Annotated in this window: 17 protein-coding genes; 4 read left to right on the forward strand and 13 right to left on the reverse strand. The window is 72.8% G+C overall.

Annotated features, from left to right (window positions below):
* Positions 1 to 6: 6 nt before the first annotated feature.
* From AC0693_RS24900 to AC0693_RS24910, 3 genes are all read right to left on the reverse strand, one after another.
* Positions 7 to 450 carry a roadblock/LC7 domain-containing protein gene (locus AC0693_RS24900; protein WP_469316160.1) on the reverse strand — a complete coding sequence of 148 codons (444 nt, stop codon included), beginning with the start codon at positions 448 to 450 and terminating at the stop codon, positions 7 to 9.
* Positions 450 to 3515 (reverse strand): sensor histidine kinase, encoded by a 3066-nt coding sequence (locus tag AC0693_RS24905; RefSeq protein WP_478802925.1) that lies wholly within the window; start codon positions 3513 to 3515, stop codon positions 450 to 452. The genes AC0693_RS24900 and AC0693_RS24905 overlap by 1 nt, the downstream gene beginning before the upstream one ends.
* A 61-nt stretch (positions 3516 to 3576) precedes the next feature.
* Positions 3577 to 4353, reverse strand: coding sequence for an MHYT domain-containing protein (locus AC0693_RS24910; protein ID WP_356405929.1), 777 nt, complete (start codon positions 4351 to 4353; stop codon positions 3577 to 3579).
* Between the two features lie 160 nt (positions 4354 to 4513).
* Here AC0693_RS24910 and AC0693_RS24915 point away from each other — a divergent pair, with 160 nt between their 5' ends.
* Complete coding sequence (locus AC0693_RS24915) at positions 4514 to 5113, forward strand: class I SAM-dependent methyltransferase (RefSeq protein ID WP_478802926.1); 600 nt, start codon at positions 4514 to 4516, stop codon at positions 5111 to 5113.
* Positions 5114 to 5128: 15 nt separating this feature from the next.
* Here AC0693_RS24915 and AC0693_RS24920 read toward each other — a convergent pair whose 3' ends face one another.
* Positions 5129 to 6043, reverse strand: coding sequence for an oxygenase MpaB family protein (locus AC0693_RS24920; protein ID WP_469331568.1), 915 nt, complete (start codon positions 6041 to 6043; stop codon positions 5129 to 5131).
* A gap of 135 nt (positions 6044 to 6178) precedes the next feature.
* Between AC0693_RS24920 and AC0693_RS24925 the strand changes: the two genes are divergently transcribed.
* Positions 6179 to 6982 (forward strand): hypothetical protein, encoded by an 804-nt coding sequence (locus AC0693_RS24925; protein ID WP_478802927.1) that lies wholly within the window; start codon positions 6179 to 6181, stop codon positions 6980 to 6982.
* 49 nt (positions 6983 to 7031) lie between these two features.
* Here the strand turns inward: AC0693_RS24925 and AC0693_RS24930 are convergent, their stop codons facing one another.
* From AC0693_RS24930 to AC0693_RS24960, 7 genes are all read right to left on the reverse strand, one after another.
* Positions 7032 to 7565, reverse strand: a complete 534-nt coding sequence (locus AC0693_RS24930) for an MOSC domain-containing protein (RefSeq protein ID WP_468463913.1) — start codon at positions 7563 to 7565, stop codon at positions 7032 to 7034.
* Positions 7566 to 7612: 47 nt separating this feature from the next.
* Complete coding sequence (locus tag AC0693_RS24935) at positions 7613 to 7798, reverse strand: hypothetical protein (RefSeq protein ID WP_356405919.1); 186 nt, start codon at positions 7796 to 7798, stop codon at positions 7613 to 7615.
* A 217-nt stretch (positions 7799 to 8015) separates the two neighbouring features.
* Entirely contained in the window at positions 8016 to 9656 is a 1641-nt protein-coding gene (locus AC0693_RS24940; protein WP_478802928.1) for a SpoIID/LytB domain-containing protein, read from the reverse strand.
* Between the two features lie 87 nt (positions 9657 to 9743).
* Complete coding sequence (locus AC0693_RS24945; RefSeq protein WP_478802929.1) at positions 9744 to 11276, reverse strand: CHAP domain-containing protein; 1533 nt, start codon at positions 11274 to 11276, stop codon at positions 9744 to 9746.
* A gap of 54 nt (positions 11277 to 11330) precedes the next feature.
* Positions 11331 to 12086, reverse strand: coding sequence for a hypothetical protein (locus tag AC0693_RS24950; RefSeq protein ID WP_478802930.1), 756 nt, complete (start codon positions 12084 to 12086; stop codon positions 11331 to 11333).
* Positions 12087 to 12256: 170 nt separating this feature from the next.
* The gene (locus tag AC0693_RS24955; protein WP_478802931.1) at positions 12257 to 12622 is read right to left on the reverse strand and encodes a hypothetical protein; all 366 of its coding nucleotides are present in this window, start codon (positions 12620 to 12622) and stop codon (positions 12257 to 12259) included.
* A gap of 7 nt (positions 12623 to 12629) precedes the next feature.
* Positions 12630 to 12764 (reverse strand): hypothetical protein, encoded by a 135-nt coding sequence (locus AC0693_RS24960; protein WP_478802932.1) that lies wholly within the window; start codon positions 12762 to 12764, stop codon positions 12630 to 12632.
* Between the two features lie 318 nt (positions 12765 to 13082).
* Here AC0693_RS24960 and AC0693_RS24965 point away from each other — a divergent pair, with 318 nt between their 5' ends.
* Positions 13083 to 14066: a LuxR C-terminal-related transcriptional regulator gene (locus AC0693_RS24965; RefSeq protein WP_478802933.1), complete on the forward strand. Its 984-nt coding sequence runs from the start codon at positions 13083 to 13085 to the stop codon at positions 14064 to 14066.
* Positions 14067 to 14094: 28 nt separating this feature from the next.
* On the opposite strand, the gene AC0693_RS24970 is transcribed toward AC0693_RS24965, so the two are convergent.
* Both AC0693_RS24970 and AC0693_RS24975 read right to left on the reverse strand, forming a co-directional pair.
* Positions 14095 to 16395, reverse strand: coding sequence for an RICIN domain-containing protein (locus AC0693_RS24970; protein ID WP_478802934.1), 2301 nt, complete (start codon positions 16393 to 16395; stop codon positions 14095 to 14097).
* A 147-nt stretch (positions 16396 to 16542) separates the two neighbouring features.
* Positions 16543 to 18408 (reverse strand): glycoside hydrolase family 35 protein, encoded by a 1866-nt coding sequence (locus tag AC0693_RS24975; RefSeq protein ID WP_478802935.1) that lies wholly within the window; start codon positions 18406 to 18408, stop codon positions 16543 to 16545.
* Positions 18409 to 18651: 243 nt separating this feature from the next.
* Here AC0693_RS24975 and AC0693_RS24980 point away from each other — a divergent pair, with 243 nt between their 5' ends.
* The gene (locus tag AC0693_RS24980; protein ID WP_469316408.1) at positions 18652 to 19662 is read left to right on the forward strand and encodes a LacI family DNA-binding transcriptional regulator; all 1011 of its coding nucleotides are present in this window, start codon (positions 18652 to 18654) and stop codon (positions 19660 to 19662) included.
* The last annotated feature ends 6 nt before the right edge of the window (positions 19663 to 19668 follow it).

Below are 19668 nucleotides of genomic sequence, written 5' to 3' on the forward strand. Positions count from 1 at the left end.
CCGTTCTCAACCCGCGGCCGGCGGGTGCGCCGGGAAGCGGGACGGGGTGTACAGGTGCTCCCCGACGCGTTTGACCAGCCGGGCCATCTCGTAGGCGATCAGGCCGATGTCGGCGCCCGCGCCACTGAGCACGGCCAGACAGGATCCGTCCCCGGCCGCCGCTACGAAGAGGAAGCCCTCGTCCATCTCCACCATCGTCTGGCGCACGCCCCCGGCGTGGAAGTGGCGCCCCGCGCCCTTCGCGAGACTGTGGAAGCCGCAGGCGACCGCCGCCAGGTGCTCGGCGTCCTCCCGGCCGAGCGCGCTGGAAGCGCCCACCGCCAGGCCGTCGTTGGACAGGACCACCACGTGCCGGACCTCCCTGATCCGGACGACGAGGTCGTCCAGCAGCCAGTCCAGCTCGCCGGACCTGCGGAGACCGCCGACCGCGGTCCGCTGTTGTTCGATCATCACTCTGCTCCTTCGTTGGTCGTGGGGGTGACGGCTCGCCTGCCACGGGCCCACCCGTCCCGGTACGCCGCCATCCGGTCCCGGGCCTCCTCGGGGCTGCGCCCCGGCGGGTCCTGCGGGGTCCCGGGGCCGGGCACGGGCCGGGAGGCCGGGGCCTCGCGCAGCTGCGGGACGAGGCTCGCCTGGCGGACCCGACGGGGCAGTTCGCTCACTGCGGCCGGGACGGGCTCGGGCGCGAGGCCGCGCGCGGGGGTGCGCGCGGGCGTGGGCCCGGCGGAGGGTGCCGGCGGGGGGCCGGCCGGTGGGAGGGGACCCGTCGGTCCGGCGGAGCCGCGGAGCCGGAGGTTCGCCACCGGCGCGGGGCGGGGGTCCGGCTGCACGGGGGTGCGGGGCACGGCCGAGATCCCGCGCGGGTCATCCCGTACGGCCCGGACGGTCCGGGGAGCCGACGGCCGTGCTTCGGGGGCGGGCGGTGCCGATGGTACGGCGGGCTCGCGTACGGCGCCCCCGGCTTCTGCGGCGGGCCTGCTTTCCACGGGGACCTCGGGGGCCTCCGGCGCCCCGGGCATCGCAGCGGTCCCCGTGGTCTCGGAGGTCTCAGGGGCCCCGGCCGTCTCGTCCCCGCCCGTACCTGCGTCGCCCGGGGCGAGCGCGCCTTGGAGCAGTGCCTTCGGCAGCAGGACGACCGCGGTGGTGCCGCCGTAGGGCGAGGGCCGCAGGTGGACCCGGACCCCGTGCCGGGCCGAGAGCCGGCTGACCACGAAGAGGCCGAGGCGGTCGCTGTCGAAGAGATCGAGCGCCTCCGACTCTTCGATGCGCCGGTTGGCGTCGGCGAGGGCCTCCCGGCCCATGCCGAGTCCGCGGTCCTCGACCTCCAGCACGTAACCGGCGCCCACGGGCTCGCCGCTGACCCGGACCTTCGTGTGCGGCGGCGAGAACTCCGCCGCGTTCTCGATGAGTTCGGCCAGCAGGTGGGTGAGGTCGGCGACGGCGCCGCCGACCACGGCCGCCTCGGCGAGCCCGCGCACCTCGACGCGCGGATAGTCCTCGATCTCGGACACGGCGGCCCGTACGACGTTGGTGAGCGGGACCGGCATCCGCCAGGCGCGCCCCGGCGCCGCCCCGGAGAGGATGATCAGGCTTTCCGCGTGCCGCCGCATCCGGGTGGTCAGGTGGTCGAGGCGGAAGAGGTCGCCCAGCTCACCGGGGTCGTCGGCGCGGCGCTCCATCGAGTCGAGCAGGGTGAGCTGCTTGTGGACCAGGACCTGGCTGCGCCGGGCAAGGTTCACGAAGACGCCGGAGATCCCGTCGGCGAGTTCGGCCCGCTCCACCGCGGCGCTCAGCGCGGCCCGGTGGACGGTGGACAGGGCCTCCCCGACCTGGGCCATCTCGTCCTCGGCCGGGCTCCCGGGCGGGGCCTCGGCCAGCACGTCGATGTGCCGGCCGGCGCGCAACCGGTCCATCGCGTCCGGGAGTTTGCGGTGGGCGATCTCCAGGGCGCCGTTGCGGAGCGAGACGAGTTCGACGACGAGCCCGCGTCCGATGCGCACGGAGATGGCCAGGGAGGCGGCCACTGCGGCGAGGCCGAGCAGGACGGCCGCTCCCGAGGGGCTGAGCAGCCCTTGGGCCAGCGGCGCGGAGCGGTCCGTGGACCCGGCGTGCGCGGCGCTCGCGACGGCGCGCATCGAGCCGGCCACTCCGGCGTACGCGGGCTCCCAGCCGGAGGGTGCGCCGTGTGCGTCGCGCCCCGTCCCGGCCGCCAGCGCCTGGTCCTCGGCCGCGGTGAGGCCGGTGTAGACGGCGCTCTTGGTGACCGCCTGCCATGCGGTCCGCTGGGCGGCGGGCAGGTCCCGGGCGGCGGCGTCCGTGAGGGCGCGCCGCGTCTCGATCGCGCCGGTCAACTGCCGAAGCGTTTCCGCGCTGCGCTGCCCCGGTACGGCGAGCAGCGCGTCCTCCCGGGAGAGCGACTCGGCGGCCCGCCCGAACTCGAGCAGGACCCGGGCGTCGCCGTCGCTTCCGGCGTCCCGGCCGCCGCCGAGGGCGCCGCCGACCGCCAGGGCGGAATCGACGACCCGGGTGTACGCCGCGTAGGCCGCGTCCGGGGTGGTCCTACCCTGGGCGGCGTCGGCACGGGAGGCCGCGAGCCCGTCGGCGGCGGCCACGAAGGTCCGCATCCGGGCCGCGAGGTCGGCCGGGTAGCCGCCCGAATCGGCGACGGTGTGCGCTTCACCGAGGCGCAGTCCGTCAAGGGCGGCGCCGGTCCGGCGCCCCTGCTCCCGCAGGGCCGCGGCCCGGTCGGCGGCGGCCGGGTCGGCGAGGAAGCGGACCGCGGCGGCCCGTTCCTCCTGGAGCGCGGTGACCGCGCGGTCCACCGGGACGCGTATCCGGTCGTCGACCTGCTGGGCGCGGCTGACGCGGGCGACGTCCTGGGCGGTGCTGACCGTCGCGAAGGCCCACAGGGCGAGCAGCGAGACCACCGGCACCATCAGGAGCGCGACGACCTTCGCACGGACCGTGCCGAGGCGGGCGGAGCGTCGCCCGCGGCGGGCGGAGGGGGTGGCAGCGATGGTCTCCGGGGGCTCGGCGACCGCCGAGGCACCGGCGGCGGGGCCGGAGCCGCTGCCCTGGCCGTAGGCGGCGGGCCCGGGTCCGCCGGGGGCGGGAGCGAAGGCGGGGGCCGGCCCCTGGCCCGGGGTTCGGTACGGGCCCGGGGCTTGGTCCTGTCCCGGCGCGCGGACCTGTCCCGGTGTCCGGTCCTGTGCGGGTGCCGGGCCCGGCCCAGGCGTGCGTCGGGGGCGGGCGAGGAACGCACGGGCGCTGGGGGCGTACGCCCTGCCCCGTCCGGTCGTCGTTCCCGCGTCCCGTCCGCCCGGCACATCCCGTCCCGCCGACGCGTCCGGTCCGGCGGAGGTGTGCGGTCCGGTCGCTGCGTGCGGCCCGGTCGATGCGTGCGGGGGGCCGGGATGGGGCTCGTCGGCCGGAGGGCCGGCGTGCGCGCGGCGGCCGCGCGCCGGGGGCGCGGGGTGCCGCGGGGCCGCGTCCGGCTTCCTGCGGGGTGTGCGCATGGGGTCCTCGTTCCGGTGTGGTGCGTGCGTGCAAGCGGGCGGCGCGGGCCGGGATCGGTGCTCAGTGGGCGGCGGCCCGGGCACCCAGGCGCTGCGCGGAGGCCGATGCCGCGCGTTCGTCGGCGCTCGGGGACAGCGCGACGAAGGCGGAGGTGATGAACAGGTAGGAGCCGAGACCGACCGCGAGGGGGAAGACGAACTGCATCAGCGGGGCTCCGGGCAGGGGCGCGTCCGAGGGGGTGACGTGGACCGAGACGGCCAGCATTCCCGTGTAGTGCATGCTGCTGACGGCGGCGCCCATCACCAGGGAGGCGAGCGCCACGGCCACCGGCGACGTGATGTTGACCGCGGCCCAGAGGGCGGCCGTGGCCGCGACGACCGCGATGGCGACGGAGAGGCCGACGGCGAGCGGGTCGTACGAGACGCGGCCGTGCATGCGCAGGGCCGCCATCCCGAGGTAGTGCATGCTCGCGACCCCGAGGCCGGTGGTGAGGCCGCCCAGTACGAGGGCCCGGCCGCGGTCCCGGCCGTAGCCGACGGCGAAGACCCCGGCGCCCACCACCAGCAGGGCGCCGACCAGGCTCAGGAGGGTCAGCGGCACGTTGAAGTGGACCTCGGTGCCGGTGACGCCGAATCCCAGCATCGCCACGAAGTGCATCGTCCAGATGCCGGTGGCGATCGCGGAGGCCCCGGTGAGGAGCCAGTTGCGGCGGGAACGTCCGGTGGCGGCGAGCGCCTGGACGGTGCAGCGCAGCCCGAGGGCCGAGCCGATGCATGCCATCACGTACGACAGTACGGGGGTGAGCCAGCCGTAGGCCGCGTGGTCGAGGTGTCCCATGGCCACGGGACGCTAGTCCGGGTGAGGCCACGAACAGGGGAAGCATTTCGAAAGGCGCTGGAACTGCTGGAATATGACAGCGCGAGGTTCATCTTCGATCACACCGGGTGTCATCCTGCGCACTGTCCGCACGCGACCGTGCGTGCGGGATCATGGGCACATGAGCGAAGACCACACACGCGTGCAGGAGTTCTTCGGGGCCCGAGCGGCGGACTGGGACCGGAAGTTTCCCGGGGACGGGCCCGCCTTCGCCGCCGCCGTGGCCGCAATCGGCCTGCGGCCCGGCGACCGGGTGCTCGACGCGGGATGCGGGACCGGGAGGGCGCTGCCCGAACTCCGCGCGGCCGTCGGCCCCTCCGGAACCGTGCTCGGCGCCGACCTCACCCCCGAGATGCTCGCCGAGGCGGCGCGGGCCGGGCGGCGGGCGGCGGGCGCGCTGATGCTGGCGGACGCGACCCGGCTGCCGCTGCGGGACGGCTGCCTCGACGCGGTGTTCGCAGCCGGGCTGATCGCCCACCTGCCCGACCCGGAGGTGAGCCTGCGCGAACTGGCGCGGGTGGTGCGCTCCGGCGGGCGGCTCGCCCTGTTCCACCCCATCGGGCGGGCGGCCCTGGCGGCGCGCCAGGGCCGGGAGCTGACCGACGACGACATGCGGGCCGAGCACAACCTCCGCCCCCTGCTCAGCGCCTCGGGGTGGGAACCGACCTCCTATGCCGACGAGGAGCACCGGTTCCTGGCCCTGGCGGTACGCCGTCCCTGAGCCGGGAACCGGCCCCTAGGGCGGGGGCGCGTCGGCCCCCTGGGGGCGGCGGGGGTGCGGCACGGGGCACCCGCCCGCGCCGCCGGGCCTCGGGAAGGTGCCCAGCTCGCCCACGTCGTAGCCGTCGGGGTACCCCTTGACCTCCGGGTTCTGCCGGGCGTAGTGCGGCTCCGCGCGGGGCGGCAGCAAGCGGACCGCGCGTCCGCGCAGCCGCAGCGCGCCCCGGACCAGCCCGCGCAGGCGGGGGTGCGGAGGGTCGTAGCGGAACGCGCGCAGCAGCGGCTCGTCGAGCAGGGCGCGCCCGGCGCCGCGCACCAGCGGGCCGAGCGGGGCCGGGTACCAGGAGGCCATCAGGTCGAGGGTGGCGTCGGCGACCTTGCGGCCGCCCTCGTCCCAGCCGAAGTGGGCCTCCTCATAGGCGTCGAGGGTGGCTTCGAACTCCTCGAACGAGTCCGGGATGTCCGAGATGCCCATGTGCCGGCCGAGGGTGGCGTAGTACCGGGCGCTCGCCCGCTGCTCGTGGTGGGTGAGCGCGCGCCAGCCGTAGACGTCCAGCCAGCGCTTCGGAATCACCACGAACGTGCACAGGACGTAGCGCATGTCCTCGTTGGAGATGGCGTAGCCGCGGTGCATCTGGTTCACGCGCCGGATCGCGGTGCGCGCGGTGTCGCTGTCGAAGCCGTGCTCGACCACCGCGTCGAGGAGCAGCACGGTGTCGTCGTAGCGCTTCTGGGTGCGGTCGGTGAACTCGCCGGTCTCGGCGAGCAGCCGGCCGATGCTGGGGACGGCGTACGTCCGGTAGAGGGCCAGTTCCAGCGCCCGGGCGAAGTCCCAGGGGAACTCGTAGGTGGCGGTGAGCCGGTAGATGGCCAGGAAATCCCGCTCCGGATCGAGCCGGAGGATCTCCTTCAGCCGGTCGTAACGCTGCACCGAGGAACCCTTTCTGTGGCGAGCTCCCAACTCTACGTGCAGGCACTGACGTTGGAAATCGGTGCACTCCCGCTCTCGACGCGCGGGTTACCGGCTGGTTAGGGTGCGCCGACAGGTGAGCCACCAGGAGGGTACGTGTCCGACGAGGAGGGCGACGGTTCGCTGTACGTGCTGTCCGCCGTACTGCTGACCCCGGCCCAGTTCCCGAGCATCCTGGGAGACGACTACCCGGAGGCGTGCTCGCTGCTCGGCGTGCCCCCGGCCGCCGACGGTTACGGGCTGGTGCTCGGCCAGGACGAGGACGGCGCGCGCTGGACCGTGGTCGTCGACGACGTCGCGCTGGTCGCGACCGCGATCGCCTCCTGGGACTGCGGCATGGAGTACGACCTCTCCCCGGACGAGCGCAGCATCGTGGTCTCGCTGGCGGGCTGGCCACTGGCGCTGTCCGTGGCCGCGCCGGGCATCCCCGAGCCGCACGATCCCGAGCAGGGCGCGGACGGGACGGGGCGGGTTCCGCTGGCCCCGCCGTCGGCCGAGACCTGGGGGCCGGTACAGCGGCGGATGGGCGCGGACCAGATCGCCCGCCAGTGGTCCGAGTGGCGCGAGCGGTTCGCGTCGGACGGCGGCGGTCAGCCGGTCGCGCATCCCGGGCTGGCCCGGGTGCTGGCGGAGGCACGGGACTACACGACGACGCCGCCACCGCCGGGCCGGGTGCGGTCCGCCTTCGCGGGCGAGGGGGCCAGGACCCTGCGGGTCGACGGCCCCGGATGGTCTCTGGTGGCCCGGACCGACGACATCGCCTTCGTCCTGCTGGACGAGGGGCCGAGCGAGGTCATTCCGGTGCCGCGCGACGGTGGCGTGGACGGGGAAGGGGACGCAGGCATGGACCTGCCCGGCTTGCTGGCCGCGCTGGACGAGGTCGCAGTCCGTCCGGTGTGACGGCCCGGCGGCGGGACGGCCGGGGCACGCCCGCCCCGACCGCCGGGGGTCAGACGCGGGCGAGGGGGACGTGCGGCCGCGGCGGGAGGGTGACGCTGATGCCATCTCCAGGGTGGATCGTTCCGCCCTCGCGGACCACGCCCATGATGCCCGCCTTGTACTGGATGCGTCCCGAGGCGTCGCGGCCCACCACGTGCTTGAGCAGGCCGTGCTGGAACCTGTTGATCTGGGCGCAGGGGTTGCGCAGGCCCGTGACCTCGACGACGGCCTCCGCGCCGATGCGCAGGAGCGCGCCGGTCGGCAGGCCGAGCAGATCGATGCCTTCGGTAGTCACGTTCTCCCCGAGCTGGCCCGCAGCCACCTCGAAGCCCTCCCGCGCGACCTCGTCGAAGAGCTCGCGGTGGATCAGGTGGACCTGCCGGAGGTTGGGCTGCGTCGGATCCTGGGCGACCCGGGAGCGGTGCTTGACGGTCACTCCCGCGTGCACGTCCCCCTCGACACCCAGCCCTGGGAGCAGCGTGATGCTCTCGCGCGTGGGCTTGGTGAACGAGTACGCCCCGTTGCTGCTGACCGCCAGGACCACACCGGCACTCCTGAGGGCTTCCCCTCGGATCTCCGCTTCGGACACCGTCACCGCCCTATTCGCCGTCTCTTGTTCACGCCGCGCAAGCGGCGGCGCTGCGAGGGGTCGAGCATCAGATAGGCGGCGGCCGGGACCCCGATCAGGACCAGCAGCCCCACCCAGAATCCGACCGTCAGGAACAGGATGACCGCTGCGACAACTCCGGCAGCGGCGATCTTCCCACTCGTCGACATCCGGGACCCCTTCCTTCGCGTGCTCCGACTGCTTCTCCCCTTATAACGCAGCGACCCGGTCGCACGTTCCCGGCCACCGCGCCCGCCTGGCGTCCCAGCGCGGGCGGTCGGCGGCCGGATGGACCTCGCCGGTCACACCGCGGGCCGCAATAAGAACGATTCCACCCCGGTCGGCAAGAGGCCGGCCGGGGCGGAATCGGTGCTGCTCGCGGGCTGGTCAGCGGCTGGTGCCGCCGATGCCGGCGGGGCCCTGCCACGCGCCGTTGCTCACCCAGTCGTTCGCGATGCTGCCGTTGGCGTCGACGAAGGCGACGTGCGTGCCCGAGGCATCAGTGGCCAGACCGGAGCCGGCGCGCGCCTGGCCACCGATACCGGACGGACCGGACCAGGCGCCGTTGGCCACCCAGTCGTTCGCCACGCTGCCGTTGGTGTCGATGAAGAACAGGTGGTCACCATTGGCGCTCATCGCCAGAGGCGAATCCGAACGCGCCTGACCACCCATTCCCGCAGGACCGGCCCAGGCACCGTTGGCAATCCAGTCATTGGCGACGTTGCCATTGGTGTCGACGAAAGCGACATGCGTACCGGAAGCGTCAGTGGCCAGACCGGAACCGGCACGCGCCTGGCCACCGATACCCGACGGACCCTGCCACCCGCCATTGGCCACCCAGTCATTCGCCACACTGCCATTGGCATCGATGAAGAACAGGTGATCACCATTGGCACTCATCGCCAGAGGCGAATCCGAACGCGCCTGACCACCCGTGGCCGCCGGTCCCGACCACGCACCGTTGGCAACCCAGTCATTGACCACATTGCCGCTGGTGTCGACGAAGGCCACCATCGTGCCCGCCGCATTGGTCACCAACGGGGAACCGGCCCTCGCCTTCCCACCGGTCGCCGACGGACCCTGCCAGGCACCATTGCTCACCCAGTCATTCATCACGTTGCCATTGGCATCGATGAAGAAGGCATGGTCGGAATTCGCATTGAGCACCACCGGCGAATCGGACCTCGCCTTGCCGCCCAGACCGGACGGACCCTGCCACCCGCCGTTGCTCACCCAGTCATTCGCCAGATCACCATTGGCGTCCACGAACGCCACATGCGTCCCCGCCGCATCCATCGATACGGTGCCGAAGTTGGTCATCCCACCACCGCCGGAGATCGAGATGCCGGGGTAGTAGGTGGAAAGGATCGGCTGCCAGGTCTGGCCCGCGAGGGCGCAGTTCTGGGAGCCCCACTGGCTGAGGGTGTTCGGGTAGCGGGAGAGGCCCGAACCGCAGGACTCGGAGCTGCTGCCGGTCAGCGTGGCCTGGTAGGAGGCCTGGAAGATCGAGCCGCTCTTGGTCATCACCGAGTTCCAGGTCGCTTCCACGGCGGCGTTGGTGGAAGCGGTGGCCCGACCGGGTATGTAGCGCTGGTAGTTGATCGAGTCGTCGACGTTGTAGCAGCTACCGCCGTACGTCCCGCCGCGCCAGTTGTTGACCCAGTACCAGGCGTAAGTCTTGGCCGCCATGGCACCGGCTCGCAGCGAGTCGGACTGCCAGGAAGCACTCCACTCCCCCGGCAGCACGTCCTTGATGTAGGACTGGAACGGAACGGTGACCACACCGGTCTCGGTGCCAGCGACCGGGCCGCCGGCGCTCGTGTGCTGGGCGTATTGCAGCACCCGGATCGTGGACGGCGGAGTGGTGTTGGACGAGTAGCCGCCGCAGTTCGAGGCCGCCGTCGTTGCTGCGGCGGCCGCGGCGTTCGACACCGGCGAGGCGGCCGCGGGGGCCAGCGTCGCGGTGCACGCGGCCGCAAACGCCGCCACTCCGCATATGAGCTGACGCGATCGACGGATAACAGACATTCCGAGTCCTTAACTTGGGGGCCGCGTCGGCCGAGCAGGTCGGCCGACGCGGCGGGAACTGGGGTGCGTGATGGGGCTACGGGCTGGTCAGCGGCTGGTGCCTCCGATGCCGGCGGGGCCCTGCCACGCGCCGTTGCTCACCCAGTCGTTCGCGATGCTGCCGTTGGCGTCGACGAAGGCGACGTGCGTGCCCGAGGCATCGGTGGTCAGACCGGAGCCGGCGCGCGCCTGGCCACCGATACCGGACGGACCCTGCCACCCGCCATTGGCCACCCAGTCATTCGCCACGCTGCCGTTGGTGTCGATGAAGAACAGGTGGTCACCATTGGCACTCATCGCCAGAGGCGAATCCGAACGCGCCTGACCACCCATCCCCGCAGGACCGGCCCAGGCACCATTGGCAACCCAGTCATTGGCGACGTTGCCATTGGTGTCGACGAAAGCGACATGCGTACCGGAAGCGTCAGTGGCCAGACCGGAACCGGCACGCGCCTGGCCACCGATACCGGACGGACCCTGCCACCCGCCATTGGCCACCCAGTCATTCGCCACACTGCCATTGGCGTCGATGAAGAACAGGTGATCACCATTGGCACTCATCGCCAGAGGCGAATCCGAACGCGCCTGACCACCCGTGGCCGCCGGTCCCGACCAGGCACCGTTGGCAACCCAGTCATTGACCACATTGCCGCTGGTGTCGACGAAGGCCACCATCGTGCCCGCCGCATTGGTCACCAACGGGGAACCGGCCCTCGCCTTCCCACCGGTCGCCGACGGGCCCTGCCAGGCACCATTGCTCACCCAGTCATTCATCACGTTGCCATTGGCATCGATGAAGAAGGCGTGATCGGAGTTCGCATTGAGCACCACCGGCGAATCGGACCTCGCCTTGCCGCCCAGGCCGGACGGACCCTGCCACCCGCCGTTGCTCACCCAGTCATTCGCCGGATTGCCGTTGGTGTCCACGAACGCCACATGCGTCCCCGCCGCATCCATCGATACGGGTGAGGTCTTCGCAGCCGCAGGCGCGCTGCCGACCGGGCTGACGAACCCCTTGAGGTGCACGCTGTAGCCACCGCTGGTCCACTCGGTGGCGCCGACCGTACCGGGCATGTTGCTGTTGCGCGTGACCGCGCCACCGTTGCCGCCCTGGTTGCCGCCGATCCAGTCGATGTTCCCGTTCGGGTACACGGCGGTCACGATCGCAACGTGGTCGTAGTCGGTGCCGGAGAAGCCGTTCGGGTGGAAGAAGACGGCGTCGCCGGGGTGCGGAGTGGACGAGAGGCCGGTGCCGTACGAAGCGAAGCTGTTCGCGAGGTCGTTGAGCGGCGCGAGCCCCTTCACCCCGTTCTGGGCCCAGATCCAGCCCGCGAAGTCCGCACACCACGCGTGGGTCCGGCTCCCGCCGGAGCAACTGCTCGACTGATCGCTGCCCGGTGCGTAGTAACCGGCGCCGCCGTTTCCGCACGCCGAACTCCCGAGCTGGGCGGTCGCGCTGCTCACGATCGCATCGCCGAGTGTCGATGCCTGAGCGGACGGGGCACCGAACAGACCGAGGGAGGATCCCAGAAGAAGCGCTGCAACTCCGTTGGAAATGCTGCGGCGATGAGACGTGAACACAATGATTCCTTCTGTCAGGACACGATGGGAAAGACGGGGAAAAGTGAGGGCCGATCAGCGGTTGGCGGTCGGAAGCACGCCCGTGGCGACGCCGAGCTGCTTGCCGTCGGAGCCGATCGCGTAGGCCATGACGTCGGTCCGCTGGGCCGACTGGTCCGACGGGAGCGTCAGCCGGTACCGGATCGTCAGAGATCCCTTGGCCGGCACGGTGAAGGGCGTGGGTGCCGACGCTCCGATCGGCGCCACGTCGGTGTCCGGGACCGCGACCGTCCGCCAGTCGCGGGCCGTGGGATCGAACCGGTCGAGCGCGCCCTTGAAGGCGGTACCCGAAGCAGGGATCACCTGGAGCATGGGATCCAGCGACGTGTAGGCCTTGGCCGTGCGGTTGGTGAGGACGACGGAGAACTCGCCGGGACCGCCCCCGGGCCGGAAGTCCCCTGCGGTGAAGGCGAGCCGGACGTCAAGGGGAAGCCCCGCCGGGATGTCGGGCGACGGCGCGACCAACTCGCTGTGGACAGCGGCCGGGGCGGTGGTGGCGCCGGGTGAGGAGGCCGGCAGCCCGGCCGGGCGGGAAACCGAGGCCGCGGGAACAGTCGCCGCGGGCGTACCGGGAGCCGTCGCCGACGGGGTGGGCGAGGCGCCCCCGACCTGCGCCGTTGCCGTGGCAGCCACGGCGACCGGGGTCGTTGCCGACGCGTGGCCACCGGGCTCCAGCGTCATCAGCACCAGCGCACCGGCGCCGAGGGCCGTACCTGTCGCCGCGATCGCCGCCAGGCGGATACCCCGTACGGAGAACTTGCTTCTGGGCATGGCTGCGTGACTCCTAGCAGAGTGATGTCAGATGACGCACCGCGACCGTCAGCCGAGGCGTCGAAGGGTGTGGCCCGTGTGCGGACACGGCGAAGCGACTCCGCGTCGCGCGAGGATGGCGGACAGCCGGGTGAAGGACCTACGGCGGATGGAGGGCCGACGGCGGGTGGTCAGGCCCCCGTGGGTTCGCCCGGGTTCCCGCCCGGCGGGCCCGCCGTCTCCGCAGGAGGCAGGTAGCGCCGGTGCAGCGCGGGTGAGGCCAGGTGGCTACGGGTGAGCAGGGCGGCGGCCCGTTCGACGCAGCCGCGGCCGGAGCGGCCGTCCGGGCCGTCCGGGCCGACTGCGGAAGTCGGCAGGAGGAACAGCAGAAGGTCGATCCGGTCGCTCTCGACGATCCCGGTGATGTGTTCCAGACCGTCCGCCGGAGCGGTGTGCGCCCACAGGATGCCGAGGACCTCGGCTACCTCGGCCTGCCCGCCCGTCGGTCCGGGCCGGTCCGGGACGCGTCGCCTCAGGCTCGTGTAGACGAGCTCCATCCCGCGGCTAGCCCCACTGGGCGTTGTCGTTGGCGTGGACGATGGCCGTCGTCTGCGGGGTGGCGGCCGCGGCGGGCAGTGCGCCCACCATGACGGCGATGAGAGCGGCGGCGGCAGCCAGAGCGCGACGGGTGCTGAGCATGGCGTGTGATCCCTCCTGAAGGAACGGTAGTTGATCGGGACGGCGCGGCTGCCCCGGGGTCGATCCACGTTCCGGTGTCCGTTCGCCGCCCCGGTGCTCCCGGTCGGCGATGTACAGCTTTGCCGCCGGGTCACCCCCTCGGGAAGGGCGGAAGGCTGGCGGCGGCTCGCCCGTCGACTTCCCGACGCAATGGCAGGTACATGTCATTTCATGAGCCAATCCTTGCCTTACGGATCTTGAAGGGAGGGTCCTTCGGTGAAACCATTCGACCTGTGCGCACCGGGGGGGTGCGCACGTCACACGGGGGAGTTTCACGTCATGCTGGAATCACTGGGCCTTGGCCTGCCCGCGAGCACCGTCTACCGCGCCATGCTCGACCATCCCGACCTGGGGGTCACCCGTCTCGCCGAGGAGTGCGGGATGAGCCCCGTGCAGGTCCACGACTGCCTGGACGAACTCGGGCGCCTGACGCTGGTGCGCGCCTCCAGCGAGCATCCCGGCCAGATGCGGGCGGTCTCGCCCGAGGTCGGCCTGGCCGACATGCTCGCCCGCGAGGAGGCGGAGCTGGCCGCCCGGCAGGCCGAACTCGCGGTCTCCCGGGCCGCCGTGACCCGTCTGGTCGCCGAACGCGCCGCCTCCCAGGCCGCGCATGGCGAGCGCCTGCTCGGCATGGACGCCATCCAGGGCCGCATCGAGCAGCTGGCGCGGGCCATGAGCCAGGAGTGTCTGGGGGTCCACCCCGGCGCCAGCCACCGGCCGGAGGACCTCGCTGCGGCGCGGGCCGCCGACGAGGAGCCGCTGGCCCGGGGGGTCGTCATGAAGACCCTCTACCAGGACACGACGCGCAACGACCCGCACACCACGGTGCATTCGCACTGGCTGCTCAGCCGCGGCAGCGAGGTGCGCACCGCCGCGGTGCTGCCCCAGCGCCTGGTCATCTTCGACCGCACCCACGCCCTGGTGCCGATCGACCCGGCCGACACCCGCAAGGGTGCGCTGCACATCACCGAACCCGGGATCGTCAGTGCGCTGCTCGGCCTCTTCGAGCAGACCTGGGCCGGCGCCGTCCCGCTCGGCGCGGTCCGCCCGGACGACCCCAGGACCGGCCTGAGCGACACCGAGCGGGAGCTCCTGCGCCTGCTGGCGGGCGGCCTGACGGACGAGGCCGCCGGCCAGCGGCTGGGCATCTCCTCACGCACCGTCAGCCGGCACATGGCCTCGATCATGGAGCGCCTGGGCGCCGCCAGCCGCTTCGAGGCGGGTCTCAAGGCGGCCCAGCGGGGCTGGTTCGAGGTTCATTGAGCGACGGCCCCCGGATGCCGGGAGGTCGTCAGGTGATGGTCCACCGCTGGAGTGCGGAGCCGGTGGGCGGTTGCTGGGTCACCGGGGAACCGGCGGCCGTCGATGTCGTGGTGAGGAGCAGTCCGCTGCGGACCGAGGTGAGGGTGTACGTGCCGTCCTGGCCACGGATGGCGGTCCAGCGCTGGTTGGCGCCACCGTGGCAGGTCCACTGGATCACTTTGGCGCCCGCCGCGGTCGAGCCGTCGCTGATGTCGGCGCACAGGCCGGATTCGGTGTTGGCGATCTCATAGGAGCCGTCCGGCTGCCGGGTGAACCTCCACTTCTGGTTGGCGCCGCCGTGGGGGGTGTAGGTGATGAGCTGGGTGCCGGGCGTGGTGCTGTGCTGCGGGTCGTCGAGCGCCATGCCGCCCGCGAGGAGCGTGCGGACGCCGCCGAGGGAGTCGGGTACGGCGCCCACCGCCGTCAGCGTCAGGGCCTGTTCGGCCGCGGTGCGCGAGCCCGCGGTCCCACCGGCCGGGCCGGTCCAGGAGCGCGCCGGGGTGGTCTCCGCGAGCCGGGTGGAGGTGGCGGAGAGGCCGATGACCAGCCCGCTGTAGCGGTTCACGAGGCGGTACGTGCCGGTGGAACCGCCGTCGGAGGCGGAGGTCCCGGGGACGATGAACCACTGCCGGCCGACGGCGGGGCCGCCGGCTCCGGGTGCGGTGACGGTGGGCTTGGTCCCCCACGCCCGCTGCGCGGTCGCCGTGGAGTCGACGCCCAGCAGTCCCCCGCTGGACGCGTTGGCCACGCGGTAGCTGCCGTCGCCGTTCGCGGTGAAGATCCAGCCTTCCGCGCCGGATCCGGTGGCCGGCTCGGAGGTGGTCGCGGCGCTGCCCGGGACCTGGGCGAGGACGCGGCCGCCCGCGCCGATCCGGTAGACCTTGCTCGTGTCCAGGGGCGCGGCGGGGGCGGAGGTGCCGAGGGAGACGTTGACGTACTCGCTGGAGGAGCCGCCCGAGCAGCCGAACGAGCAGTAGGAGCGGAAGTCCTTGCCGACGATGGCCGAGCCGGTCCTGTTCGCGGGGTCGAGGAACCACCGGTACCAGGACGCGGTGGTGTAGCTGCCGGTGTCCCCGAGCAGACGCCACTTCTGGGTGGCGAGGTTGTCGGTGACGTAGAACTGCTGGGGCGCCGTCCCGTCCTGGTTGACGGCCTGGGGCTCGCCCACGTAGAGGCCGAGGTACGCGTTGTAGGTGACGTCCATGACGAACAGCGGTGAGGTCGCGGGCAGCGTGCCGGCCTGGATCTGCTGGGCGGCCGTACCGGCGCGCGCCGGGTCGTATTCGCGGTCGGCGGGGGTGTAGCCGGTCGAGCCGGCCTGGTCGACCGGCACCATGTTGCTCTCCCGGCCGCCGACGCCGGGCTGGGACCAGGCCCCGTCGTACCACTTCTGCCAGGATCCGGGCGCCATCTTGGCCGCGATGGGGGCCCGGGCCACGTGCTCGTGGAACGCCTTCCAGCCGCTGCCCTTGTCCACGATCCGCGAGCCGTAGAACACGTAGAAGTAGCCCGAGGCGGTGTCGGCGAACAGCCGCGGATCACCGTCGCCGTAGGAGTAGGTCTGCTGGGGGAAGGCCGCGGTGTCGCCGCGCGCGGTGCTGTACGGGGAGGTGATGACGTGGTTCTTGATGGTCCAGGTACGGCCCTGGTCGGTGGAGACCGCGTAGTCGATGCCGTCGAAGTGGACGCCGTCGCCGAAGGGCTGCGGGGTAAACTCGTTGTGGACGAGGCCGTACCAGTCGCCGGTGTCGGGGTCGGTCCACACGCCGACGAGGTCGCAGAAGTTGGGCTGGGAGTAGCCGGACCCGGAGGGGGCGCTGGTCGACGTCAGCCCCGTCGGGCTGTTGTTGCAGCGCCACGTGGTGTCGTTGTTGCGGTCCTTGCCGTTGGCGGGGTTCACCGCGTCGCTCAGCGCGCCGGAGCGGGTGGCGGTGTCGAAGTCCGTGCCCGTGTAGAAGGTCCACCGGCGTTGTTCCGAGGCGCCGTAGAGCGCGTGGGCCTGCTGGTAGTAGAAGGTGCCGTCCTTGTCGAGGTAGGGGGCGGCCGGGGTGTCGTCCGGCTGGGTCCAGGATCCCTTCGAGCCGACGGTGACGGTGTAGGTGGCCGCGGCGGGCGGGGCGGGTGGGGCGGCGGCCGGTGGGCCTGCGTGTGCCGCTGCGCCGGCGGCGGGTGGGGCGGCCATCGCGGGCATCGCGGTCAGTGCGGTCACCGCCGTCACGGCCACGGTGAACGCCACCGCCGCACGCGCGAGCGTGCCGCGCGGGGTGGGTGCCGGAGTTGAGGCTGACACGGATCCTCCTCGTTCCTTCGTCGTCCGCCAGCCCTCGTCCGTTGTGCGGGGCTGCCGTGTGGGGGGGGATGCCCGTGGGGAGGGCGTCGGAGGGCGCCGGGCCGGCGCGGCGGGCGGGTCGTGGAGCGGGGGCCCGGGGTCGCGGCGTCAGTCGAAGGTCTCGACGAACGCGTGCGGCGGCCCGAGGTCCGGTCCGTCGCGCAGCACGACCGCGTCGCCGAAGTGCTCCAGTTCGAGCAGGGTGAGGGTGTTGCGGCCCGCGCGCAGGAACGGGTGCGGGAGGTAGAGGGTGCGCTGCGGCCCGATCTTCCAATAGCGGCCCAGGAGAGCGCCGTTGACCCAGAGGAACCCCTTGCCGAAGCCTGGCAGGGCGAGGAAGGTGTCGGCCGGTTCGTCCAGGACCAGGGAGGCGGTGGCGAAGCCCGTGGCCGCGCCGGGCGCGGCGAGCGAGGGGGCCCGCGCGAGGTCCTGCGGCATCCACGCGTCGAGGGGCAGCCGGTGCATGCTCCAGCCGTGCACCAGGCGCCGGTCCACGCGCACCCCGCCGAGGATCCCCTTGCCCTGGCCGAGGAGCGGTCCGTAGTTGACGCGGCCCTGGTTCTCCACCAGGAGCTCCAGCCGGACGCGTTCTCCGGCTCCGGCCAGGGTGCAGGAGGCGGTCTCCCGGTCGAGGACCGCGACGGGTACGCCGTCGGCGAAGACCTGCGCCCGGTCGTGCAGTCCGGTGACGGTCAGGGGGTGGGTGCCGGGCGGCAGGAGCGGGTGGGCCGTGTACAGGACCAGGCCGTGGGACTGGCCGAGTTCCTCGAAGCTGAGCGGTGTGGGGGCGTGGACCGGTTCGGCGGTCGCGCGCAGCGCGTCGAGCAGGGCGGCCCCGCGGGTCACCGGGAGGGTACGGGGGGTCAGGAGGGGCGGATCGGCGGGAAGGGGGCGGCCCGCGGCGGCGCCGGGGGCCATCAGCTTCTCGCGGAGGGCGTGGAACTTGGGCGTGAGAGCGCCGTGTTCGGCGACCGGTGCGTCCGAGTCGTAACTCGTGACGGTCGGTTGCAGCCGGTCGCCGTCGTGATTGGCGCCGGACCACAGCCCGAAGTTGGTGCCGCCGTGCGCCATGTAGAGGCTGACGGAGCCGCCCGCGTCCAGGATGCCGGCGACGGTGTCGGCGGCGTCCGCGGCCGACCGGACGTGATGCTCCTCGCCCCAGTGGTCGAACCAGCCGTTCCAGAACTCGGCGCAGAGGAAGGGCTCGTCGGGGCGGCGCGCGCGCAGCAGCGCGGCCGCCTCGGCGGGGCGCGAGCCGAAGGTGGCGGCCGCGAGTTCGCCGGGGACGGTGCCCGCGTCGAGCATCAGCGGGGTGGGACCGTCGGCGGTGTAGAGGAGTTCGGTGATGCCGCGGGCGACCAGGGCGTCGCGGACCCAGCGGACGTAGCCGCGGTCGTCGCCGTAACTGCCGTACTCGTTCTCGATCTGTACGGCGACGACGGGTCCGCCGTTGCGGGCCTGGAGGGCCGCCACCCGCGGGATCAGCTGGTCGAACCAGCGCCCGACGGCCTCCAGGAACGGCGGGTACGAGGTGCGCGGCCGCATCCCGGGCGTGCCGGTCAGCCAGGCCGGGAGTCCGCCGTTGTCCCATTCGGCGCAGATGTAGGGGCCGGGGCGGACGATCACGTCGAGTTCCGTGCGCTGGGCGAGGCGGACGAACCGGTCGAGGTCGCGCCAGCCGTCGAACCGGACGTCGCCCCGGGTGTGTTCGTGGAAGTTCCACGGGACGTAGGTGTCGACGGTGTTCAGGCCGAGGGCGGCCACCCGCCGGAGGCGGTCCTCCCACTGGTCCGGGTGGACGCGGAAGTAGTGGAGGGAGCCGGACAGCACGCGGTGCGGCCGGCCGTCGCGCAGGAAGGCGCCCGCGGTGTGGGTGAGCGTGGCCGGGGGCCGGTCCGGCGGGGGCGCACCGGTGCAGGCCTGAGAGGGGGGCGCGGACGCGGAGGTGGTCGTGGGTGCGGAGGTGGTGGTCACGAGATGTTATCGATGCCTTTCCGTCTTCCGGCGTCGAATCCGCCGTTCCACAGGCCCGAGTGCGCCTCGATGGTTCGGAACTATGACAGAGAATGTTATCGATGCCAATGGATGTCACAGGAGGGGCGGGGGCGCCGGACAACCACCAGCCGGGCGCCTTGGGGAGCGATACCATCCGTCCTTGTGACGGCAAAGGAATCCGTGGTGAAGCGCAGCGCCGGCGACCAGGGGCGTCCGCCGGGGATGGCCGACGTCGCCCGGGTCGCCGGGGTGTCCGCGCAGACGGTTTCCCGGGTGCTCTCGGGGCACCCGGGCGTCCAGGACCGGACGCGGGCCAAGGTCGCGGCCGCGGTGGAGCAGCTCGGCTACCGCCGCAACAACGCCGCTCGGATGCTCAGTTCGGGCCGCAGCCGCACCATCGGCGTGGTGACCCTCCAGACCACGTCCTATTCGCGGGCCGCCGTCATCTCGGGCATCGAGCACACCGCGCAGGCCGCCGGGTACGCGGTCAGCACCGCGACGACGACCTCCCTGGACACCTCCGCCATCGAGCGGGCCCTGGCGCGGCTGGCCGACCAGGGGGTGGAGGGGGTCATCCTGTCGGTGCCGCTGATCCACAGCAGCGACAGGATCGAGCAGCTCACCCGTACCACGCCCACCATCGCCATCGACGGCTCACGGACCGACGCGACGGGTGTCGTCGCCGTCGACCAGGACCTCGCCGCCCGGCTGGCGACCCGGCACCTGCTCGACCTCGGGCACACGACCGTCTGGCACGTGGCCGGTCCCGCGCAGTGGCTGGAGGCCGCGAGCAGGCGCGACGGCTGGCGCGCGGCGCTGGAGGAGGCGGGCCGGTCCGTGCCGCCACCGCTGGAGGGCGACTGGTCACCGGCGTCGGGCTACCGGGCCGGGCTCATCCTCGGCCGCATCCCGGACGTCACCGCCGTGTTCGTGGCGAGCGACGAGATGGCCTTCGGCGTGATCCGGGCACTGCACGAGTGCGGGCGCCGGGTGCCCGAGGACATCTCCGTGGTGGGCGTGGACGACATCGAGCTGGCGGAGTACTGCACCCCGCCCCTGACCACGGTCGCGCAGCCCTTCGCCCACATGGGAGCGCTGGCCGTGGGCGAACTGCTGCGGCACATCGCGGACCCCGGCGCGCCGGCCGTACCCGCCTCGGTGGAACCCGGGCTCGTCGTACGGGCGAGCACCGCGCCCTGCCCGGCCCCGGCCGGCGCGCCCCCCGCGGGGTGAGCGCGG

This window comes from Streptomyces sp. NPDC043876 (assembly GCF_056435825.1).